Annotated in this window: 20 protein-coding genes; 8 read left to right on the top strand and 12 right to left on the bottom strand. The window is 60.7% G+C overall.

Annotated elements, in window-relative coordinates; all coding sequences use genetic code 11:
• Window positions 1–3 precede the first annotated feature (3 nt).
• The 4 genes from NH195_RS19865 to NH195_RS19850 form a co-directional block, all read right to left on the bottom strand.
• Entirely contained in the window at window positions 4–1,293 is a 1,290-nt protein-coding gene (locus NH195_RS19865) for a cytosine deaminase (RefSeq protein ID WP_066711202.1), read from the bottom strand.
• 8 nt (window positions 1,294–1,301) lie between these two features.
• On the bottom strand, window positions 1,302–2,156 hold the full coding sequence (locus NH195_RS19860; RefSeq protein ID WP_066711200.1) for an ABC transporter permease: 855 nt from the start codon (window positions 2,154–2,156) through the stop codon (window positions 1,302–1,304).
• Window positions 2,153–2,932: an ABC transporter ATP-binding protein gene (locus tag NH195_RS19855; protein ID WP_081424042.1), complete on the bottom strand. Its 780-nt coding sequence runs from the start codon at window positions 2,930–2,932 to the stop codon at window positions 2,153–2,155. Before NH195_RS19855 ends, NH195_RS19860 begins: the two co-directional genes overlap by 4 nt.
• A 95-nt stretch (window positions 2,933–3,027) precedes the next feature.
• On the bottom strand, window positions 3,028–4,035 hold the full coding sequence (locus NH195_RS19850) for an ABC transporter substrate-binding protein (RefSeq protein WP_066711196.1): 1,008 nt from the start codon (window positions 4,033–4,035) through the stop codon (window positions 3,028–3,030).
• Window positions 4,036–4,287: 252 nt separating this feature from the next.
• Here NH195_RS19850 and NH195_RS19845 point away from each other — a divergent pair, with 252 nt between their 5' ends.
• Window positions 4,288–4,683: a RidA family protein gene (locus NH195_RS19845; RefSeq protein ID WP_066711194.1), complete on the top strand. Its 396-nt coding sequence runs from the start codon at window positions 4,288–4,290 to the stop codon at window positions 4,681–4,683.
• Between the two features lie 94 nt (window positions 4,684–4,777).
• On the opposite strand, the gene NH195_RS19840 is transcribed toward NH195_RS19845, so the two are convergent.
• From NH195_RS19840 to NH195_RS19835, 3 genes are all read right to left on the bottom strand, one after another.
• Entirely contained in the window at window positions 4,778–5,407 is a 630-nt protein-coding gene (locus tag NH195_RS19840; RefSeq protein ID WP_066711192.1) for a ParA family protein, read from the bottom strand.
• A 3-nt stretch (window positions 5,408–5,410) separates the two neighbouring features.
• Window positions 5,411–5,575, bottom strand: a complete 165-nt coding sequence (locus tag NH195_RS21620) for a hypothetical protein (RefSeq protein WP_198403472.1) — start codon at window positions 5,573–5,575, stop codon at window positions 5,411–5,413.
• A 115-nt stretch (window positions 5,576–5,690) separates the two neighbouring features.
• A complete protein-coding gene (locus tag NH195_RS19835) occupies window positions 5,691–6,320 on the bottom strand; it encodes a TetR/AcrR family transcriptional regulator (RefSeq protein ID WP_066711190.1) in 630 nt (209 codons plus the stop codon).
• Between the two features lie 380 nt (window positions 6,321–6,700).
• Between NH195_RS19835 and NH195_RS19830 the strand changes: the two genes are divergently transcribed.
• From NH195_RS19830 to NH195_RS19800, 7 genes are all read left to right on the top strand, one after another.
• Entirely contained in the window at window positions 6,701–7,564 is an 864-nt protein-coding gene (locus NH195_RS19830; RefSeq protein ID WP_155846250.1) for an ABC transporter ATP-binding protein, read from the top strand.
• A 38-nt stretch (window positions 7,565–7,602) separates the two neighbouring features.
• Window positions 7,603–8,883 carry an ABC transporter substrate-binding protein gene (locus NH195_RS19825; protein WP_081424041.1) on the top strand — a complete coding sequence of 427 codons (1,281 nt, stop codon included), beginning with the start codon at window positions 7,603–7,605 and terminating at the stop codon, window positions 8,881–8,883.
• Complete coding sequence (locus tag NH195_RS19820) at window positions 8,880–9,713, top strand: ABC transporter permease (protein WP_066711188.1); 834 nt, start codon at window positions 8,880–8,882, stop codon at window positions 9,711–9,713. The genes NH195_RS19825 and NH195_RS19820 overlap by 4 nt, the downstream gene beginning before the upstream one ends.
• Before the next feature lie 45 nt (window positions 9,714–9,758).
• Window positions 9,759–10,316: an OsmC family protein gene (locus NH195_RS19815; protein WP_066711186.1), complete on the top strand. Its 558-nt coding sequence runs from the start codon at window positions 9,759–9,761 to the stop codon at window positions 10,314–10,316.
• Between the two features lie 73 nt (window positions 10,317–10,389).
• Complete coding sequence (locus NH195_RS19810) at window positions 10,390–11,502, top strand: acyl-CoA dehydrogenase family protein (RefSeq protein WP_066711184.1); 1,113 nt, start codon at window positions 10,390–10,392, stop codon at window positions 11,500–11,502.
• A gap of 89 nt (window positions 11,503–11,591) precedes the next feature.
• Complete coding sequence (gene cynS, locus NH195_RS19805) at window positions 11,592–12,044, top strand: cyanase (protein ID WP_066711182.1); 453 nt, start codon at window positions 11,592–11,594, stop codon at window positions 12,042–12,044.
• Window positions 12,045–12,095: 51 nt separating this feature from the next.
• Window positions 12,096–13,322 carry an NAD(P)/FAD-dependent oxidoreductase gene (locus tag NH195_RS19800; protein ID WP_066711179.1) on the top strand — a complete coding sequence of 409 codons (1,227 nt, stop codon included), beginning with the start codon at window positions 12,096–12,098 and terminating at the stop codon, window positions 13,320–13,322.
• Window positions 13,323–13,341: 19 nt separating this feature from the next.
• On the opposite strand, the gene NH195_RS19795 is transcribed toward NH195_RS19800, so the two are convergent.
• Genes NH195_RS19795 through NH195_RS19775 form a run of 5 tightly spaced genes read right to left on the bottom strand, consistent with a single transcriptional unit; the run spans window position 13,342 to window position 18,075 of the window.
• On the bottom strand, window positions 13,342–13,836 hold the full coding sequence (locus NH195_RS19795) for a ferritin family protein (protein WP_066711177.1): 495 nt from the start codon (window positions 13,834–13,836) through the stop codon (window positions 13,342–13,344).
• The gene (locus tag NH195_RS19790) at window positions 13,833–15,641 is read right to left on the bottom strand and encodes an FAD-dependent oxidoreductase (protein ID WP_066711175.1); all 1,809 of its coding nucleotides are present in this window, start codon (window positions 15,639–15,641) and stop codon (window positions 13,833–13,835) included. The genes NH195_RS19795 and NH195_RS19790 overlap by 4 nt, the downstream gene beginning before the upstream one ends.
• Before the next feature lie 6 nt (window positions 15,642–15,647).
• Window positions 15,648–16,826, bottom strand: coding sequence for an NADH-quinone oxidoreductase subunit D (locus NH195_RS19785; protein WP_066711174.1), 1,179 nt, complete (start codon window positions 16,824–16,826; stop codon window positions 15,648–15,650).
• Entirely contained in the window at window positions 16,826–17,383 is a 558-nt protein-coding gene (locus NH195_RS19780) for an NADH-quinone oxidoreductase subunit C (protein ID WP_066711173.1), read from the bottom strand. The genes NH195_RS19785 and NH195_RS19780 overlap by 1 nt, the downstream gene beginning before the upstream one ends.
• A 2-nt stretch (window positions 17,384–17,385) precedes the next feature.
• Window positions 17,386–18,075, bottom strand: coding sequence for an NADH-quinone oxidoreductase subunit B (locus tag NH195_RS19775; protein ID WP_202906538.1), 690 nt, complete (start codon window positions 18,073–18,075; stop codon window positions 17,386–17,388).
• Between the last annotated feature and the right edge of the window lie 4 nt (window positions 18,076–18,079).

Below are 18,079 nucleotides of genomic sequence, written 5' to 3'. Positions count from 1 at the left end.
ATATTAGCTCACGATGTCATCGAGTTCAGAGTAAGACGGCAGGGTGCGGTCGATGGGATCACCGTCGCGCAAAACCACCCTGTCGGATTGCGGCCGGGCGAAAAGCTCGGTCCAGCCGCGTGCGTTGCAAATGACCAGATCGGCAGGCGCGCCCTCCGTCAGGCTCGGGGCGTCAAAACCACAGGCCTGCGCCGGATTGGTCAAAAAGGCGTTCACCCAAGGCACATCCGTGTGGTCGAGATGGCAAATCCGCGTCGCCTCGCGCATCACCTCGATCATGTCGAGATCGCCATAGGCGTAGAACGGATCGCGGGTGTTGTCCGAGGCGAAGGAGACATTGACCCCCGCCGCGTTCAACTCATGCGCCATGGTGACACCGCGCCAACGTGGCGTGCGGCCCTTGTAGCGGTCTTGCAGATACATGTTGCACATCGGCAGGGAAACGACGTTGAGACCGGCCTTGGCGACGAGCGCGATGATCTCGTCCGCCACTTCGTCCGGCATCACCGAAATGGAACAGCAATGGCCCACCGTGACGCGATTTTTAAAGCCAAGCTCGATCACCGTCTCCGCAATGGTGCGCAGGGTGTCAGAGGTCGGATCGTCGGTCTCGTCGACATGGAAATCGACGTCGAGATCATACATCACCGCGAAGTGGAAGAAATCCAACAGACGCTCTTTCAGATCCGGCACCGGATAGGTGACAGAGCCCAAGATTTGCCCGGCGTCGGCAACGATTTTCGCAATGGCCGGGAAGTCGCCCTGATCCTTGAAAATCTTATCGACCGCGACGAGGCAGGACGCCTGTAGCTCGATCTTTCCGGCCCATTTGTCCTGCATCCGTTTGACCACGCCAAAGGACGAAGACGCCAGCGCGTCCAGGCTGTCGATATGGGTGCGGATTGCCTTGGTGCCATGGGCATAGGCGCAGCGCAGCGCGAAATCCATCCGCGCTTCGACATCCGCCGCCGTCCAATTTGCATGATCGGCGTGAACGGTTTCCAAGGCCCCCATAAAGCTGCCATCGGGGTTCGAGGCGCGGGGCCAGATGTGGCCCTTGTCGAGATGCGTGTGCATGTCGACGAAGGCCGGAAAGACCATCGCGCCTTTCATGTCGATCTGTGGCGTGTCGATTGTAGTTTCGGCCGGTTGCCCAGCGTCCGTTTTTACAATCTTGCCGTCTTGAAGGGTGAGGTCTGTGAGAATGAGGTCCCCGGATTGGCCTATGAGGCTGGCCGGGACCGTGACATTTCGAAGTGTCTTCGCGCCGCTGGGCAGAACGCAAAAGCTCATATAAGTCCTTATGACTCCCGTTTGATTGCACTTTCGTGCCATTTGTGCAGCAATGCATGAGAGAGCAAAGAGGCTGCGGTGAAGATCACGACACCTGTCGCCGCGATCAGAAGAAGCGCCGCGAACATGCGCGGAATGTTGAGCCGGTAACCGGCCTCAAGAATGCGAAACGCCAGCCCCGATCCGATGCCGCCGGTGCCCGCGACATATTCGGCCACAACGGCGCCGATCAGGGACAGGCCACCCGCGATGCGAAGCCCGCCCAAGAAATAGGGCAGAGCGGTCGGCAGTTGCAAATAGCGCAGCCGTTGCCAGCGCGTGGCGCCGTAGATTTTATAGAGATCGCGCAGGTTATGATCGGTCGAATTGAGGCCCAGCGTGGTGTTGGAAAGGATCGGGAAGAAGGCCACGATCCAGGCACAGAGCAAAAGCGCCGCCAGCCGGTTGTCGACATAGATGAAGATCAGGGGCGCGATGGACACCACCGGCGTCACCTGAAGGATCACCGCGAAGGGGTAAAACGACATCTCGAAATAGCGCGACTGGGTGAAGAGGATCGCCAGACCCACGCCGCCAATCACCGCCACGGCGAGGGCCGCCAGCGTGATCTTGAGCGTTACCAAAAGCGCCGAGGACAGCATGCCCCAGTCCTGAACTAAGGTCTTGAGCACAAGCCCCGGTCCCGGCAGGATATAGTGCGGGATTTCGTTCCACACCACCAGACGATCCCAGAGGAAAATCGCCAGTGCGATCACCACCACGGGCAGAACCCATTTGGCGATCTTCTCGCGTTTTTGCGCGCGGGCGTAACGAAGTTCTTCCTCGTCCACAACAAGCGCGGTGTTCATATCGGTTGTGCTCATGCCGAGGCCCTCGCGCCATGTTCGTTCATCGCCGCATGAAGCGCATCGGAGGCTTTGCGGCACAGCTCGGCATAATCTGCCGAAGTGCGGAATTCCTCGGTGCGCGGGTAGGGCGCATCGACCGTGACTTCGGAGGACACCCGTCCGGGGCGTGCCGCCATGACGACGATCCGGTCGGAAAGAAAGACGCTCTCAAACACCGAGTGGGTGACGAAAATCACCGTGCATTTGAGCTTTTCGCGCAGCTCAAGCAGGTCGTTGTTCAACTTGTGGCGGGTGATTTCGTCCAAGGCCGCGAAAGGTTCGTCCATCAGGATCAGCCGCGGCTCGGTCACCAGAGAGCGCGCGATGGAAACCCGCATTTTCATGCCGCCCGAGAGCTCGCGCGGATAGGCGCGCTGGAATTTTTCCAGCCCCACCATCTTGAGCGCCCACATGATCTCGTCCTGCACGTCGCGGAGCGATTTGCCCCGAAGCCGGAACGGCAGCCAGACGTTTTCTTCGACGGTCGCCCAGGGCATCAGGGTGGGTTCCTGGAACACCACGCCAAGATCGCCGGTCTTCATGCCGCCGTCCCAGGCGATATGGCCCGAGGTCGGGCGCATCAACCCGGAAATCAGCCGCAGGGCCGTGGATTTGCCGCAGCCCGAGGGGCCCAGGAGCGAGATGAAATCGCCCTGATTGACGGTCAGGTTCATATCCTTGAGCGCCACCACATTGCCGTTGAAAACCTTGTCCACATTGGACATGTCCAAAAGCTTTGCGCGCTGGCCCATGGGGGGGATGGAGGTGGGAGGGGTCATGTGCGTTGTCTCGGAGTAAAGCGCGCGGGGCCGGAAAATGCCGCCCCCGCGTGTCCTTCGGGCGGGCCTTATTTCAGGTCCATGCCAACTTTCTGGTTGGTGAAGTCCAGCGTGTAGGCGGAGGAATAATCCAGGCCGGCCTCGATCACGCCTGCGTCGACCATCTTGCCGTAGAAATCCGCGATCTTCTCGTCGGTCATCGCGCCGATGCCGAGTTCAAGCGCATCGCCGCTGTCGACGATGCCCTCGGATTTCATCTTCTCGATGGCGAAATCAATCTTGTCCTGCGTCATGTCGGGGTTGTCCGCCATGATCATCTCGTTCGCCGCCGAGTTGTCGTTGTAGAGGTAGTTGTACCAGCCGATCGCGGAGCCATCGACAAAACATTTCACCGCCTCGGGGGCTTCGTCGATGGTCTTCTGCATCGTCTCGATGGTGGTTGCATAGGTCGAGTAACCGGCGTCGGCGATCAGGAAGACGTCGGGGGTGAAGCCGCCCTCTTTCTCGATCACATAGGGCTCGGAGGACAGGAAACCCTGCATCGCCATGTTCTCATCGGCCAGGAACGGCGCCGGGTTGAACGTATAGGGCTGGCGCTGCTCGGCGGTGAAACCGTAGGCGGCGATCATCCACTGGTAGTAGGAGGCGAAGCCGTTGTCACCGATCAGCAGTGTCAGGTTCTTCAGGTCCTCGAAGGTCTTCGCCTTGCCCGGATGCGCGATGATCACCTGCGGGTGTTTCTGGAAGGTGGCGGCCACGGCCACGACCGGGATGCCTTCCTTGGCGGCGTTGAACGCCTGAAGAAGATCGCCGCCCATGTGGAACTGGATCTTGCCCGCCATCATCAGGGCACGGTTGTTGACCTGCGGGCCGCCCGGCTGGATCGTGACGTCGAGGCCGCAGGCGGCATAGGTGCCATCGGCCACCGCCTGATAGTACCCGCCGTGCTCGGCCTGGGCGAGCCAGTTGGTGCCGAAGGACACCGGCGTCAGATCGGCAGCCAGTGCGCCAGTGAGGGCCGCGGTGGATGTGGTCGCGGCAAGGGCAAGCCCCGCGAGAACGCGATTCAAGGTCATGTAAACTCTCCGTGGGTGAAATTCCGCAGACCACGTTAGCGAGATCATCAGGGGGGACGCACAGGGGGGAGTTGCGGGAAATTGCATACAATCTTCAGATGCCCAATTAGAGGGCGGAAATCTGGCCGCGTGGTCAAAATTAACGCAGGTGTCGGCAATATCGGATGCGACATTGTACACAATGGACGCGCATCCCGCCGTGAAATGGCATGGAGAAGGCGACAAACGAATCTCGACACGAAGGTCTCCACCATGAACACGCCGCTCACGCCCAGCTCCATCGCCGCTCCGTTCGGGGCCTATAGCCACGGGGTCATGGGGCCTTCCGGCGGGCGGGTCATCGTGACCTCGGGTCAGCTTGGGCTCGCTCCGGACGGAACCTGCGCGGCGGGCGTCAAGGCACAGGCGGAACAGTGTTTCGCCAATATCGACGCCATTCTGGCCGAGGCGGGGGCGGGGCGCGATGCGGTGATCCGGATCAGCGCCTTTGTGACCAGGCGCGAGGATTTCCCGACCTATATGGCGGTGCGCGATGCCTGGCTTGCGGAGGTGGCGGTCAAACCGGCCTCGACCCTGATCATCGTCACCGGATTCACCCGCGCGGAATTCGAGGTCGAGGTCGAAGTGACCGCCGTGACGCAGGGTTGATTGCGCCGGGGATTCCCTTCCCATTTGCCTGTTTTTTCTGCGTTCTTCGGGTCTGGTTCGGGAGAACTGCTTGGGAGAACTCGCCGAACCCGGTTCAGATCTTTACGCCAAGGCGTTTGAGCACCGGCTGCCACTGGGCTTTCATCGGAGCGAATTTCGCCTGGCTTTGATCGAAGATCGACAGGCCCTCGCGGGCGAGGTCGATATAGGCGGCGCGTTCGGAGATCATCGTCACGAGTTCCTGCCCGTTGGCTTCGAGAAACTCCTTCAGGAGCCGTCCGTCCTTGCGCCGCGGGTCGATACGTGAGCCTATGGGCAGGATATCGACCTTTTCCTTGCGGATGCGCTTGAGTTCGCGCAGGGATTTGAGAAACCCCTTCACCGCCAGTTCGTCGAACATCGAGGCCATGACCGGCGTCACCATCACGTCCGCGTCCTGCAAAAGCGCTTTTGCCGCCGCGCTCTCAAGTCCTGCGCCGCTGTCGATCACCAGCCAGTCGGTTTTCTTCGGCGCCGAGGGGCGTGCCGCGCCGGACCAGTCCAGCACCGGGATATGCGCCGCATAGGCCGAGCGTCGTTTGCCCCACATCCGTGCGGATTGCTGCGGATCGGCATCGGCGATCGTGACCCGTTTGCCGGAGGCGCGCAGCGCGGCGGCCAGGGTGATCGCTGTCATCGTCTTGCCGGATCCACCCTTGCTGTTGGCAACGAGAAGCGTTTTCACGGCTTACGACCCTTTCTTGGAATTTTTCTTCAAAAACTTGCGGATATGGTCGCGCAATTCGCGCGAGGCGGAGGTGTCCATTTCCTCGCAAAGCGTCACGAATGCGTCGCGGTCCTCCTTGGGCAGGCGGATGATCAGCGAACTGTCCTTCTTGTTTTTCGGTGCCATGTTCCCCTCTCGACCATCCCGCGTTCCTGCCTATACGATGTATATACAGTCTCAGAGCGGGGTCAAGGGCGCGGAAAGGAATTTTCGGACGGATTGTCCGCCGGGCGGGCAGGGGTCAAGCGCCCAGAACCGCATCGAGATGGCATTCGGCCATGTTCCGGGCCGTGCGGGCAAAGCTCGGATCACGGGTGTGTTGGGCGGCGACGATGGCGCCATCGAGCAACACGGCGAAAGAGCGCGCGGTTTCGGTCACATCGGGGACTTTGAGCTCGATCGCCTGTGCCTTGAGCCAGGTCAGGATGTGCTCCTTGTGCTTTTCGGCGGCCTTGCGCACCGCGTCGTTGCCGGTGTCGAACTCCGCCACAGCGTTGATGAAGGGGCAGCCGTAGAAGCCGGGGTCCGCAAACCACTCTTCGAGCACGTCGAACACGGCGAGCATGCGCGTGCGGGCGGGGCCCTGTGTTTCGGCCAGCCGCCCGAAGAACCAGCCGCGCCATGTGGTGCCCTCGGCTTCCAGGACGGCGGCGATCAACTCTTCTTTCGATTTGAAGTGGTGATAGAGCGTGGCCTTCGCGGTGCCGGCACGGGACAGGATCGTGTCGATGCCAGTGGCCGCGAACCCATGGTTGCAGAACAAATGCGAAGCGGCGGTCATGATCCTGTCGCGCGCGGTCTTCGGCTCCGTTGCGGCAAAGCTCCAGCCGGAGGTTTGCTGGTGGCAAAACTCTTGAGGGCTGTCATCCATCTGGCAATCTCCTGCACTCTGAAACGCGAGACATCCGGCGGGGCGGAGAATCGCTCTGCCGTGAAATGTGTCACCTGCCTCTCATATATACCGCAAAAAAAAAGACAGGTCTGTCTTGTTCTGTTGGCGAATTTCTCGGCTGCGATATTCTTGCATATGTGAAGGCAGAGAGCGGAGAGATGGCGGGAAATCACCCGGATTTCGCCTGGATACGGGCAGTCTACCTCAATTTTTGCCGAATAAATGAACAGGAAAATAAGAGTCATCTTTTCTCGCATTCGGGCGTTGACGACCGGGTCTTCTTTCCGTCTCGATAATACAGAACGGTTTGTATGGTTCGTGCAAACAACCCGGAGTGAGAAGAGATGGCCGTGACCAGAATGAAAGATCAGACCCCTTCCCAGCCGTCCGAAGGACAGGTGCAGGAGCCGGCGCATCCGCGTGTGCTGATCGGTGCGCATGTGGCCGTCAAAGGGCTGAGCCACAGTTATCGCAAGGCCGATGGTCATGTGCTTGAGGACATGGATTTCGAAATTCATCAGGGCGAGGTCGTGGCCCTTCTGGGGCGGTCCGGCTGTGGCAAGTCCACACTGCTGCACATGCTCGCGGGGCTCACGCATCCCTCCGAGGGGCAGGTGGTGATCAATGGCAATGTGGTCGAACATCCCTCGCCCAAATGGGTGATGATGTTTCAGGCGCCGTCGCTTTACCCGTGGATGACCGTGGCGCAGAACGCAGGCCTTGGCCTGAAATTCACTCGCCGGGGCTATGAGATCGCCAAACGCGTGCCGGAAGTGCTCGATCTGGTCGATCTGGGGGCCTTCGCCAACCGCAATGCGCAGGAGCTTTCCGGCGGCCAGCAACAGCGTGTGGCTTTGGCCCGCTCTCTGGCGCCGCGCCCGGAGATGCTTTTGCTCGACGAACCCTTCTCCGCGCTCGATGCCTTCACCCGCCGCTCGCTTCAGCAGGATGTGCGCAAGATCGCCAAGGACCTCGGCCTGACGCTTGTGATCGTGACCCATGACGTGGGCGAGGCGGTGCGCATGGCGGATCGGGTGCTGGTGCTCAAGGCCAATCCGGGACGGATCGCCGAGGACACGCAGATCGCGCTCACCGAGGAAGAGCGCGGTGGCGGGACCGATGCCTTTGCTCGCGAACACGCCCGCCTCATGGGGATTTATGCCGAGGTCGCCGAGATGGGAAATGCGCCCACCGAGAACGATTTCACCCGCCTTTCCGAATAATCCGAACAAGACCAACCGAACATCAACAGGGACCTGACATGACTGACGACCACAAGACAGCTTGCGGCCACGGCCATCACGATCTCCACGGCGCTTGCTGTGGCGGCAACACCGATTTCGACCCGGGCCGTCGTTCGACGCTCGATCTTCTGGCAAAAGGCGGTCTGGCGGCTCTTTTGGGCGGCATACCGGCGATGTTGCCGCGCATGGCGCAGGCGCAGGACGACGATGTATTGCGCATCGGCTATCTGCCGATCACCGACGCCACGCCGCTTCTGGTCGCCCATGCCAAGGGCTATTTCGAGGAAGAGGGTATCAAGGCCGAGCAACCGACCCTGATGCGCGGCTGGTCGCCACTGATCGAGGGCTTTGCCTCCGGCAAGTTCAACCTCGTACACTTCCTGAAACCGATCCCGGTCTGGATGCGCTACAACAACAATTTCCCGGTCAAGATCATGTCCTGGGCGCATACCAACGGCTCCGCTCTGGTGGTCGGTCGTCACACGGACATCGCAGATTTCGCGGGTCTGGGCGGCAAACAGGTCGCGGTGCCGTTCTGGTACTCGATGCACAATATCGTGCTGCAATACGCGCTGCGCGCCAACGGGATCAAAGCCGTGATCAAGCCGCAGGGGGAGCCGATCGCCGCTGACGAATGCAACCTTCAGGTGCTGCCGCCGCCCGAAATGCCCCCCGCGCTCGCGGCCAAGAAAATCGACGCTTATATCGTCGCCGAACCGTTCAACGCGCTTGGCGAATTGAAAGCCGGCGCGCGGATGCTGCGCTTTACCGGCGACATCTGGAAAAACCACCCGTGCTGCGTGGTCTGCATGCATGAAGAAGCGACCACCGCGAAACCGGAATGGACCCAGGGCGTGATGAACGCCGTGGTGCGCGCCTCGATCTATGCCTCTCAGAACAAAGAGGAAGTGGCGGAGCTTCTGTCAAAAGACGGGGCAGGGTATCTGCCAGCGCCAGCGCCCGTGGTGAAACGCGCCATGACGCTTTACGAGAACAACCCGGATTACATCGCCTCGGAGGCGATCAAGCACCAGGGTGAGTTCCACAATGGCCGGATCGACTTCCAGCCCTGGCCGTACCCGTCGGCGACCAAGCTCATCGTCGAGGCGATGAACGAGACGGTTGTGTCGGGGGAGACGACCTTCCTCGAAGGGCTCGATCCGCAGTTCGTGGCCGACGATCTGGTCAATTACGATTACGTCAAAGCCGCGCTCGAAAAATACCCGGAGTGGAAGAACGACCCCTCGGTCGCCACCGGCGGTGATCCCTACACCCGTGAGGAGATCTTCGAGCTATGAGCGATGTGACCCAGCTTTCAGGGCAAATGGCCCGGACAGGTTTCTCCCTGCCGAAGCTGGGCCGCTTCCGCGGCCTTGTGAACGGGGCGCTCGGCATTGGCCTGTTGCTGGTGCTGTGGTGGATCGGCGGGTGGATCGTCGAGACCAGCGACGATCTTTTCGCCTTCGCCGATTTCGCTCCGGTCCCGACGCTTTCCCGTCTCTGGGAAATGCTGATGGACGGCGAGGTCGTGGCGATGTCGGGGCCCTCGCTGATGAGGGTGGGGCTAGGCTTGTTCTACGCCATCGTCATCGGCGTGCCTGTCGGGATCATGATCGGGCGGATGAAGCGCCTCAACGAGGTCGCCAACGTCCCGTTCCAGTTCCTGCGGATGATCTCGCCGCTATCCTGGATGCCGATTGCGGTCATGGCCTTTGCCACTTGGGACGGGGCGATCATTTTCCTGATCGGTATGGCCGCCGTTTGGCCGATCCTCTTCTCCACCGCAGGAGGTGTGCGTCGGATTGATCCCGCATGGCTCAAGGTGGCGCGCAATCTGGGGGCAAACCCGCTCCATATGCTGTTCTCGGTCATTCTTCCGGCCATTGCCGTCGATGTTCTCTCGGGCATTCGCCTCGCGCTCGGGGTGGCCTGGGTGGTGCTGGTGCCCGCTGAATATCTCGGCGTCACCTCCGGGCTTGGCTACGCGATCAACGATGCGCGGGACACGCTCGAATATGACCGGCTGGCCGCCACGGTGGTGGTGATCGGGGTGATCGGTTTCGCCCTTGATGCCCTCGCAGGCCAGCTCATCAGGAAATTCAACTGGGTGCGCTCCGATTGGCACTAAACCCCGCACCCGCAACCTTTAACCCACCAGACGAAAGGAATTCCCATGTCTGAACCCGTAACCGCTCTCACCGGCTGTCTTGCGCCGGATGTTGACGGGCTGGACCCGATCTCGAAAGAGGGGCTGGAGGCGCTGATCGCCTCTGGCAAGGCCAACCCGAAGGCGATCAAGACGCTGAAATGTAAAACCGTCGCGGAAGGTCGTTTCCGTCACGCCAACTACATCCGCGATCTCGAACCCTACATCGTGGACGAGCCGCCGGGGCTTCTGGGCGACGACACCGCGCCGAACCCGTCCGAGGCGTCTCTGGCCGCTCTGGGCTCCTGTGTGGCCGTGGGTCTCCACGCCAACGCCATCGCCCGCGGCATCAAGATTCAGAAGCTTGAACTCGAACTTGAAGGCGATCTGAACATCACCGCCGTCTGGGGCACGGGCGACGTGTCCGAGAAACCCGTCGGATTCACCGATGTGCGCATCAAGGTCGATATGGAAGCCGATTGCCCGCAAGAGGAAATCGACGCCCTGATCGCCCATGTCACGCAATGGTCGCCGGTGTTCAACACCTTCTCGCGCCCTGTGAACATGATCGCCGAAAGCGTCTGACGCATCCGGGGGCCGTCCGAGAGACGCGCATAGGGCGGCCCCCGCTTTGAAACCCAACCTCTGGAGAGATGAGATGAACGTCGCCACCTCCCTCACGGCTTACGATTTCGATGAGATCGACCGTATTTCCCGCGAAGATCTCGCAAGCATCGTCCAAAAGATCGACGACGAACGGATCTACGCCGAAGACATCATGCGCGCATACGGCAAGGCCGGCGCTTACGGCACCCATGTGGGCGGGATTGACGGCAATGTCGATCTGACCTCGGCGGTTCTGTCCATGGCGCGGACCTCTGAGGAATGTCTTTCGACCGGCTTCTGTGTCTGGTGTCAGGACACGCTGGCCTGGTATATTTCCTCGTCTGACAACGAATTTCTCAAATCCGAGATCCTGGCCAAGGTGATCAAGGGTGAAGCCCTCGGCGGCACTGGCATGTCCAACCCTATGAAGGCCATGGGCGAGATCGAAAAGATGCGCCTCAAAGGCACCAAGGTCGAGGGCGGTTATACCGTCAAGGGCCTCTTGCCTTGGGTCTCCAATCTGGTCGAAGATGGTTATTTCGGCTCGATGTTCCATGTGGATGTCGAGGGCGAGGACGTCCCGAAACGCGTCATGGCGATTTTCCATGCCGGGTGGGAGGGGATCAAGCTCAAACTCGACCACGACTTCGTCGCCATGGGCGGCACCGCCACTTGCAACGTGCAATGCCGCGACGTGTTTGTGCCGGATGAGTATATCCTCGGCGATCCGGCGATGGAGTTCGTCAAACGCATCCGCCCCGGTTTCACCATCCTGCAATGCGGTATGGCGGCGGGGATCATCAAGAATTGCATTGAGCTGATCGAACAGGTCGAGGCGCCTTTGGGTCATGTGAACCAGTATCTCGACAAACAGGCCTCTGACCTGCGCGCCGAGTATGACGCGCTGGTGGCTGAGGTCTTGGAGCTGTGTAAAACGCCCTATGACCTGTCCGATGCCTTCTACTTGCGTGTGCTCAAGGCGCGTTTGCGCGGCGGCGAGTTGGCCATGGAGACCGCGCATTGGGCGCAGCTTCACATGGGCGCGCGTGGATACGTCACCAACGGTGCCGCGCAACGCCGCCTGCGCGAGGCCTATTTCGTCGGCATCGTCACCCCCGCGACCAAGCACCTCAAAATGCTGATCGCGCAAATGGAATCCGCCTGAACCCCTTCCAAAGACTTTCTACACCCGGTCGGACGCCCCCCCCCCGTGTCCGCCCTCTCTCAACCTGTGTCTCAAGACGGAGAAAACACATGACCACCCGTGCAGAACTCACCGAGAAAATTATCGCCCACAAGGTGTTCAACGACATCAAATGGGCCGATGTGGCCGCGGCTGTCGGCCAGTCCAAGGAATGGACCACCGCCGCGCTGATGGGCCAGATTTCCCTGACCAAAGACCAAATTGCCAAGGTCGACAACGCCATGGGGATCAATTTCTCGGACGAGGAAGTCGCCCTTTTGATGACCGTGCCTTACCGCGGCTCTCTGCCGAGCGCCGTTCCGACCGATCCGCTCATCTATCGCCTTTACGAGGTGGTGAACGTCTACGGCACCACGATGAAAGCGCTGATCGAAGAGGAATTCGGCGACGGCATCATGTCCGCCATCGACTTCACCATGGACATCTCCCGCACCGAGGATCCGAAGGGCGACCGGGTGAAGATCGTGCTCGACGGCAAATTCCTGCCCTACAAAATGTACTGATTTTTGCGGGGCGCGGGGCAATCCGCGCCCCTTTCTATCCGAGGAAAAACCATGACGCATATCGCCGTGATCGGAGCGGGGCAGGCCGGGTCTGCGCTGGCCGCCAAACTGCGGGCTTTGGGCTATGAGGGGCGGTTGAGCCTCATCGGCGCGGAACCTGTGCCGCCCTATCAACGCCCGCCTTTGTCAAAGAAATACATGTCCGGCGAGATGGAGTTGGAGCGGTTGTTCCTGCGGCCCGAAAGTTTCTATGCGGAGCAGGGGATTGATCTCCTGACCGGCACGCGGGTGAGCGGCATTGATCCCGAGACGATGGTGATCACCTTTGCGGACGGGACGGAGATGCCGGTCGATCAGATTGCGTTGACCACCGGGGCTGACCCGATCTGCCTGCCGCCTGTCATGGGCGGCGGGGAGGGCGTTTATACCATGCGCTCGCTTGCGGATGCGGACGCCATGGCGCATGAATTCACCCCCGGACGGCGCGTGTTGATCGTCGGCGGCGGTTATATCGGGCTGGAGGCGGCGGCGGTCGCGGCGCTCAAGGGGCTTGAGGTCACTTTGGTCGAAATGGCGCCGCGCATTCTGGCGCGGGTGGCCTCCGAAGAGACCGCCGACTGGATCAAAACCATGCACGGATCGCACGGTGTGGATATTCGGGAGGGCTGTGGCCTTCAGGGACTGAGCAAAAGCGCCGCGAGCTTCTCTGCGACCCTATCCGACGGCACAGCCTTGGAGGTCGATTTCGTGATCTGCGGCATCGGCGTGCGGCCCGGAACTGCGCTGGCGGAGAGGACGGGGGTCGAGATCGACAACGGCATCAAAGTGGACGAGTTTGGCCGAACCTCGCATCCCAAGATTTTTGCGGCGGGCGATTGCGCCTCCTTCCCGTGGAAGGGCGCGCGCATCCGGCTAGAGAGCGTGCCGAACGCAATCGAACAGGCGGAGGCGACGGCGGCCAGCATGCTGGGCCAAGGTGCGCCTTATGTCGCAAAGCCGTGGTTCTGGTCGGATCAATATGACGTCAAATTGCAGATCGCCGGACTCAATACCGGGTTCGACGATGTTGTGGTGCGCCCCGGCGACAAACCGGGGACGCAAAGCCATTGGTATTTCAAAGGGGCGGAACTGCTCGCGGTCGATGCGATGAACGACCCGCGCGCCTATATGCAGGGCAAGCGCTGGATCGAGGCCGGACAATCGCCGGAGAAAGCCGCCTTGGCGGACATGGGCGTGTCTCTGAAATCCGTGCCGGTGATGGGCGTGGAACTCGCCTGACTGCTGAACCGGGTGGGGCTCACGCCTCGCCCGAATGCACCAGATCGTCGTAGATTTTTTCAAGCTCTGCCTTGTGCTCTGCTTCCTCCTTGGCGAGAAAGACAAAAGCGTCTTTCAGCGGACCTTCAGGTGCGGTTTCGGCCAGTTCGGTATATTGCTCCATCGCCGCATTCTCGCGCCAGAGCGCGTATTGCAACACAGCCTGATCGTCCGGCGCTTCGCCCAGATCGGGGGAGTGCACGCAATCGGAGAATTTGGTGTCGGCACTCGGACGGTCGATCTTTTGCGACATCACCTCCGAGACTTTCGGATCATTGGCGAGCTTGGTGAAGAGATCGACGTGGCCCTGTTCCTCCTCGGCCAGTTCTTCGACCAGCCAGCGGAAGTTCTTCGACACTTTCGGGGCGAGCGCGGTGTAGAAATCGCGTGCCACGATCTCGAATTGCGTGGCCGTGGTCATGATCTCGCGCACGGTGGTCACGTCGCGCAGTTTTTCCTTGTTGGCTTCACTCATTGCACGGTCCTCCCGGCTTGCAGATACAGGTTGATGCTGGCGGCGATCCGGTGCCCGTCGGCCACCGCGTTGATCACGTCCGGCCCGTTGACTGCATCGCCCCCGGCCCAGAGCCACGGCTCGGACGTGCGTCCCGCTGCATCGGTTTTCAGAGAACCGCGGTTCCAGTCCAGCGCTTCGGTCAGCGCCTCACCCAGAAGCGAGATATCGGCTTGCTGGCCCGTGGCCTCGACGACCATCCCGGCGGGGAGCACGACGTTGTCCTGCTCATAACTCGGATCGAACCGGCCTTTTTCGTCCCAACCGGGCACCACTTGCCAGGTCCGCAACCCGCAGACACAGCCCGCGTTGTCGCCCTCTTCATGCAGGGTCATCTCCTGCGGCGCGCGCAGTTCGATGATTTCGACGCCTTCTTCCAGCGCTTCCTCGATCTCTTCGGGGTCGGCGCGGAACATGGAGATGTCTTTGCGGGCACAGACCGTGGTGCCGACCTGACCGTATTTCTGTTTCTGCAACCGTGCCATGGTGCGGGCGATGTCCATCGCCACGTTCCCGGCGCCGATGACCACGGCCTGTTCGGGGACAGGGATGTCCTTGCCCTCGGTCACGCGGCGCAACAGGTCGATGGCGTTTTCCGCCCCCGGCGCGTCACAGCCCGGAATGCGGGTCGAACGGCTGGATTGCAGACCGATGGCCATGACCACCGCATCGTAATCGCGTTTGAGATCCTCCATCGAGATGTCGGTGCCGACGCGGGTATTCGTGCGGATTTCGACGCCCATTTCACGGATGACCGCAATGTCGCGATCCAACGCATCATAGGGCAGGCGGTATTCCGGGATGCCGTGACGCATCATGCCGCCGGGTTCATCGAGCGCCTCGAAGACCACGACCTTGTGACCTGAACGTGCCAGATCGTAGGCGGCGGTCAGACCGCCGGGCCCCGCACCGATCACCGCCACCGATTGACCGCTCTCCGGCATGTCGGGTTTCCTGATCAGCTCAAGCCGGTGCTCCAGCGGCACCTCGTCGATGATGTGGCGTTTGAGCCAGCGGATGGCGATCGGGTCGCCCTCATGCACGGCGGCGCAGGTTTCTTCGCATTTATGGGTACAAACGCGGCCACAGACCTCCGAGAACGGGTTGGTTTCATAGAGAAGTTCCACGCCCTTGTCGTAATCCCCGTCGCGCACGGCGGCGATGTAATTGGGGATGTCCATGTGGGCCGGGCAGGTGGAGACGCAGAGCCCGCATTCGACGCAGCGGTCGGCTTCGGCCATGGCTTCGGCGCGCTCGTAGCCGTGGATCATCTCGGCGAAGCTGTCGATCCGCACTTCGGGCTCCATGGTCGGCATGTCGATGCGCTCGACTCCCGTCAGATGGCGGATGTTGTCTTCGCGGTGATAGCCTTTTTCCGCATCGTCCCAGGATTTCTTGTCGACCCCGGGGATGAATCGGAAGGCGTTCGGGTCGCTGTCCACCCATGTGTATTCGTTCGACATGGTGAGCGAGCCAGTCATGCAGACATCGACGCAGAGCGCGCACCAGCAGCAGCGGCCATAGTCGATCATGGGCCTAAGCCCGCTGTCGCCGTTTTTCGGGTCAGAGACCGGCACCATGTCGATGGCGGCGTTCTGACAGATCGCCTCGCAGGAGCCACATCCGATGCAGCTGTCCATATCGTTCTTGTGAAAGCCCCGGTAGCGATCGGCGGCTTCGCGGGTGAACGGATCCTTGATGGTGACCGGGTCGCTGATCACGTGTTTCCACGCGGTGAAGGGGGAGAGTGCGTCACGCAATGACATGTCGGGTTACCTCTCTATCTCGGGCGGATAGGTGTGCAGCGACACCATGAGGGCCGCGACGTCGGAAATATTGGTGCCAGGGATCAGGTGCTCCAAAAGCGCCATGGCATGGGTGTATGAGGGCCCCCTGACATTGATCCGGCGCGGATAGCCGGAGCCGTCGGTCACCAGATAATAGCCGAATTCACCACGCGAGCTTTCGCCCTTGATATAGGTCTCGCCACGCGGGATTTTCCAATGCAGCACATTCGGAAGCTTGCTCATCACCGGGCCGGATTTCGGCATTTTTTCAAAGATTTGCCGGATGAGGCGAATGCTTTCATGCAGGTCTTTATAGCGCACCAAGGTGCGGGCGTAGATGTCGGATTTCGTCTCCGTGTGAACCGTGAAATCGAGATGATCATAGACAAGGTAAGGACTGTCCTTGCGCACGTCTTTCGCCACACCGCCGGCGCGGGCATTGGGGCCGGTGACGCCGTAGCGCTCGAACAAGGCCGGGTCGATCACGCCGACGCCCTGTGTCCGGGTTTTGAACACGGAGCTGTGGAACATCAGATTCTCGGAATCCGCGAGGTATTTCTCGGCGATCTGAAGCACCTCTTCCATCCGGGCCTCGAAGCCCTCGGGCAGATGCCCGCGCACGCCGCCCGGCAGGATGAACATGTGATAGACCCGCGCGCCGGTCAGTTCCTCGAACCGATCCAGCATCAGGTCGCGCACATAGGTCAGCCATTGCCCGACAACGCCAAGCCCCAGCGCGCCGGAAATGCCGCCCATGGCCATCATGTAGCTGTTGAAGCGGCCCATCTCGAGGATGAGCGTGCGGATCCAGTTGGCCAGCTCCGGCACTTCGATGCCCGCCAGTTCTTCGACGGCGGCGGCATAGCAATATTCGTTGAAATCCGGCTCCGGGACACAGACGCGGCAGACGATGGGGAAGACCTGAATAAAGGTCCGCCGTTCCATGAGTTTCTCAAAGCCGCGGTGCAGATAGCCGACATGGGTTTTGCCGTCCACGACCTCATCGCCGCAGACGGTGAGTTCGACCGACATATTGCCGGTGATGCCCGGGTGGTTCGGCCCGTGCCAGAGTTTCAGATATTTGCCGGTCTCAAGATCAATCTCAAGCTTGCCGTCGGGGCCGGGCTGGGGGTATTGCGAGCGGTCGGGTTGGAAGGAAAACATCACTCGGCCTCCTTCAGATAGTTCGGATAAAGCGCTTTCTTCATGTGATCGCGCGGGTCATGGGTCTTGCGGCCGGGCAGGTCGTTATAGGTCTGCTGGCTATAGGCGAGACTGTCGAAATCGCGCCGGTAGGGGGGCAGGTCGGTCCAGCCCTCCAGGATGAATTCCTCGTCGACGCGGGGGGAGCCGGGGAAGTTGATGCCGAACATCTCGTTCAGCTCCCGTTGATAGGTCGCAGCCGTCGGCCAGAGATCGTGGATCGTGTCGCCCGTGGTGGCGCCCGGCTCGTCCTCGCGCTCCAGCATGACCCGCAGGCCCAGCGTCAGATTGGCCTCGCGGTTGTTGATCAGATAGGTGAGCTGAAACAGCCGCTCTTCCAACCAGTCGACGGCGGTCAAAAGCGTCAGATGGGTGAAGCCCTCGACATCGCGCAGTTCCGTGAGAATGGCACGCAGCTCATCGCGTTTCACGGTCACGAAACACAGATCATCACGCTGGAACGTCGGCGTCCCGAAATGGTAGCGATCTTTGAGGCGGTATAGAATCTCTCTCATCATGCTCACCAATTGTAATCCGGCATGTCCCAGTCCTTGATCACCGCCTTCTGGTTGGCTTTGTAGCGATCGAAGTTCTCGGCATAGTCATTCGCGCCCTCGGCCTTGCCGGAGCGGATGCGTTTTTTCAGTTCCATGAACCCGTGCAGCAAGGCCTCTGGGCGGGGCATGCAGCCCGCGACATACATGTCCACAGGCAGGTAATCGTCGAGCTGTTTGATGGTGTTGTAGCTGTCCCAATACATGCCGCCGTTGATCGTGCACGACCCAAGCCCCATGACATATTTCGGCTGCGGCATCTGCTCATAGGCGCGGATGGCACGTTTGAGGGTTTTGACCGAGAGATAGCCGGAGATCACCAAAAGGCTGGCCTGACGCGGGGTCGGGCGCCATTGGATGCCATAGCGATAGGCGTCAAACCGGGGCGTCATCAGCGGGCGCATCTCAATCGCGCCGCAGCCGGTGCCAAAGCCCAGAATCCAGAGCGAATTGGACCGCGCCCAGTTGTAGAAATCCTCGACGATTTTCGAATAGGCTTTCGGATGCACTTTCGGCCGCGCGTCACAGAAGTAATCGCGCAGAGGCTCGATCTCGATGGTTTGCCCATCGGGGGTCGTAACCGAACGGGGTTTTAACTCCTCGCGCATCGGGACCGGGTCGGTGTTCTTGCGGAACTTGTCGTCAACGTCTTTCATGAGA

Origin of the sequence: Celeribacter ethanolicus, from assembly GCF_001550095.1 — a bacterium.
Classification (GTDB): Bacteria; Pseudomonadota; Alphaproteobacteria; order Rhodobacterales; family Rhodobacteraceae; genus Celeribacter; species Celeribacter ethanolicus.
The sequence above is the reverse complement of the archived record's forward strand: the minus strand, read 5'-3'. Positions and strand labels throughout refer to the sequence as shown.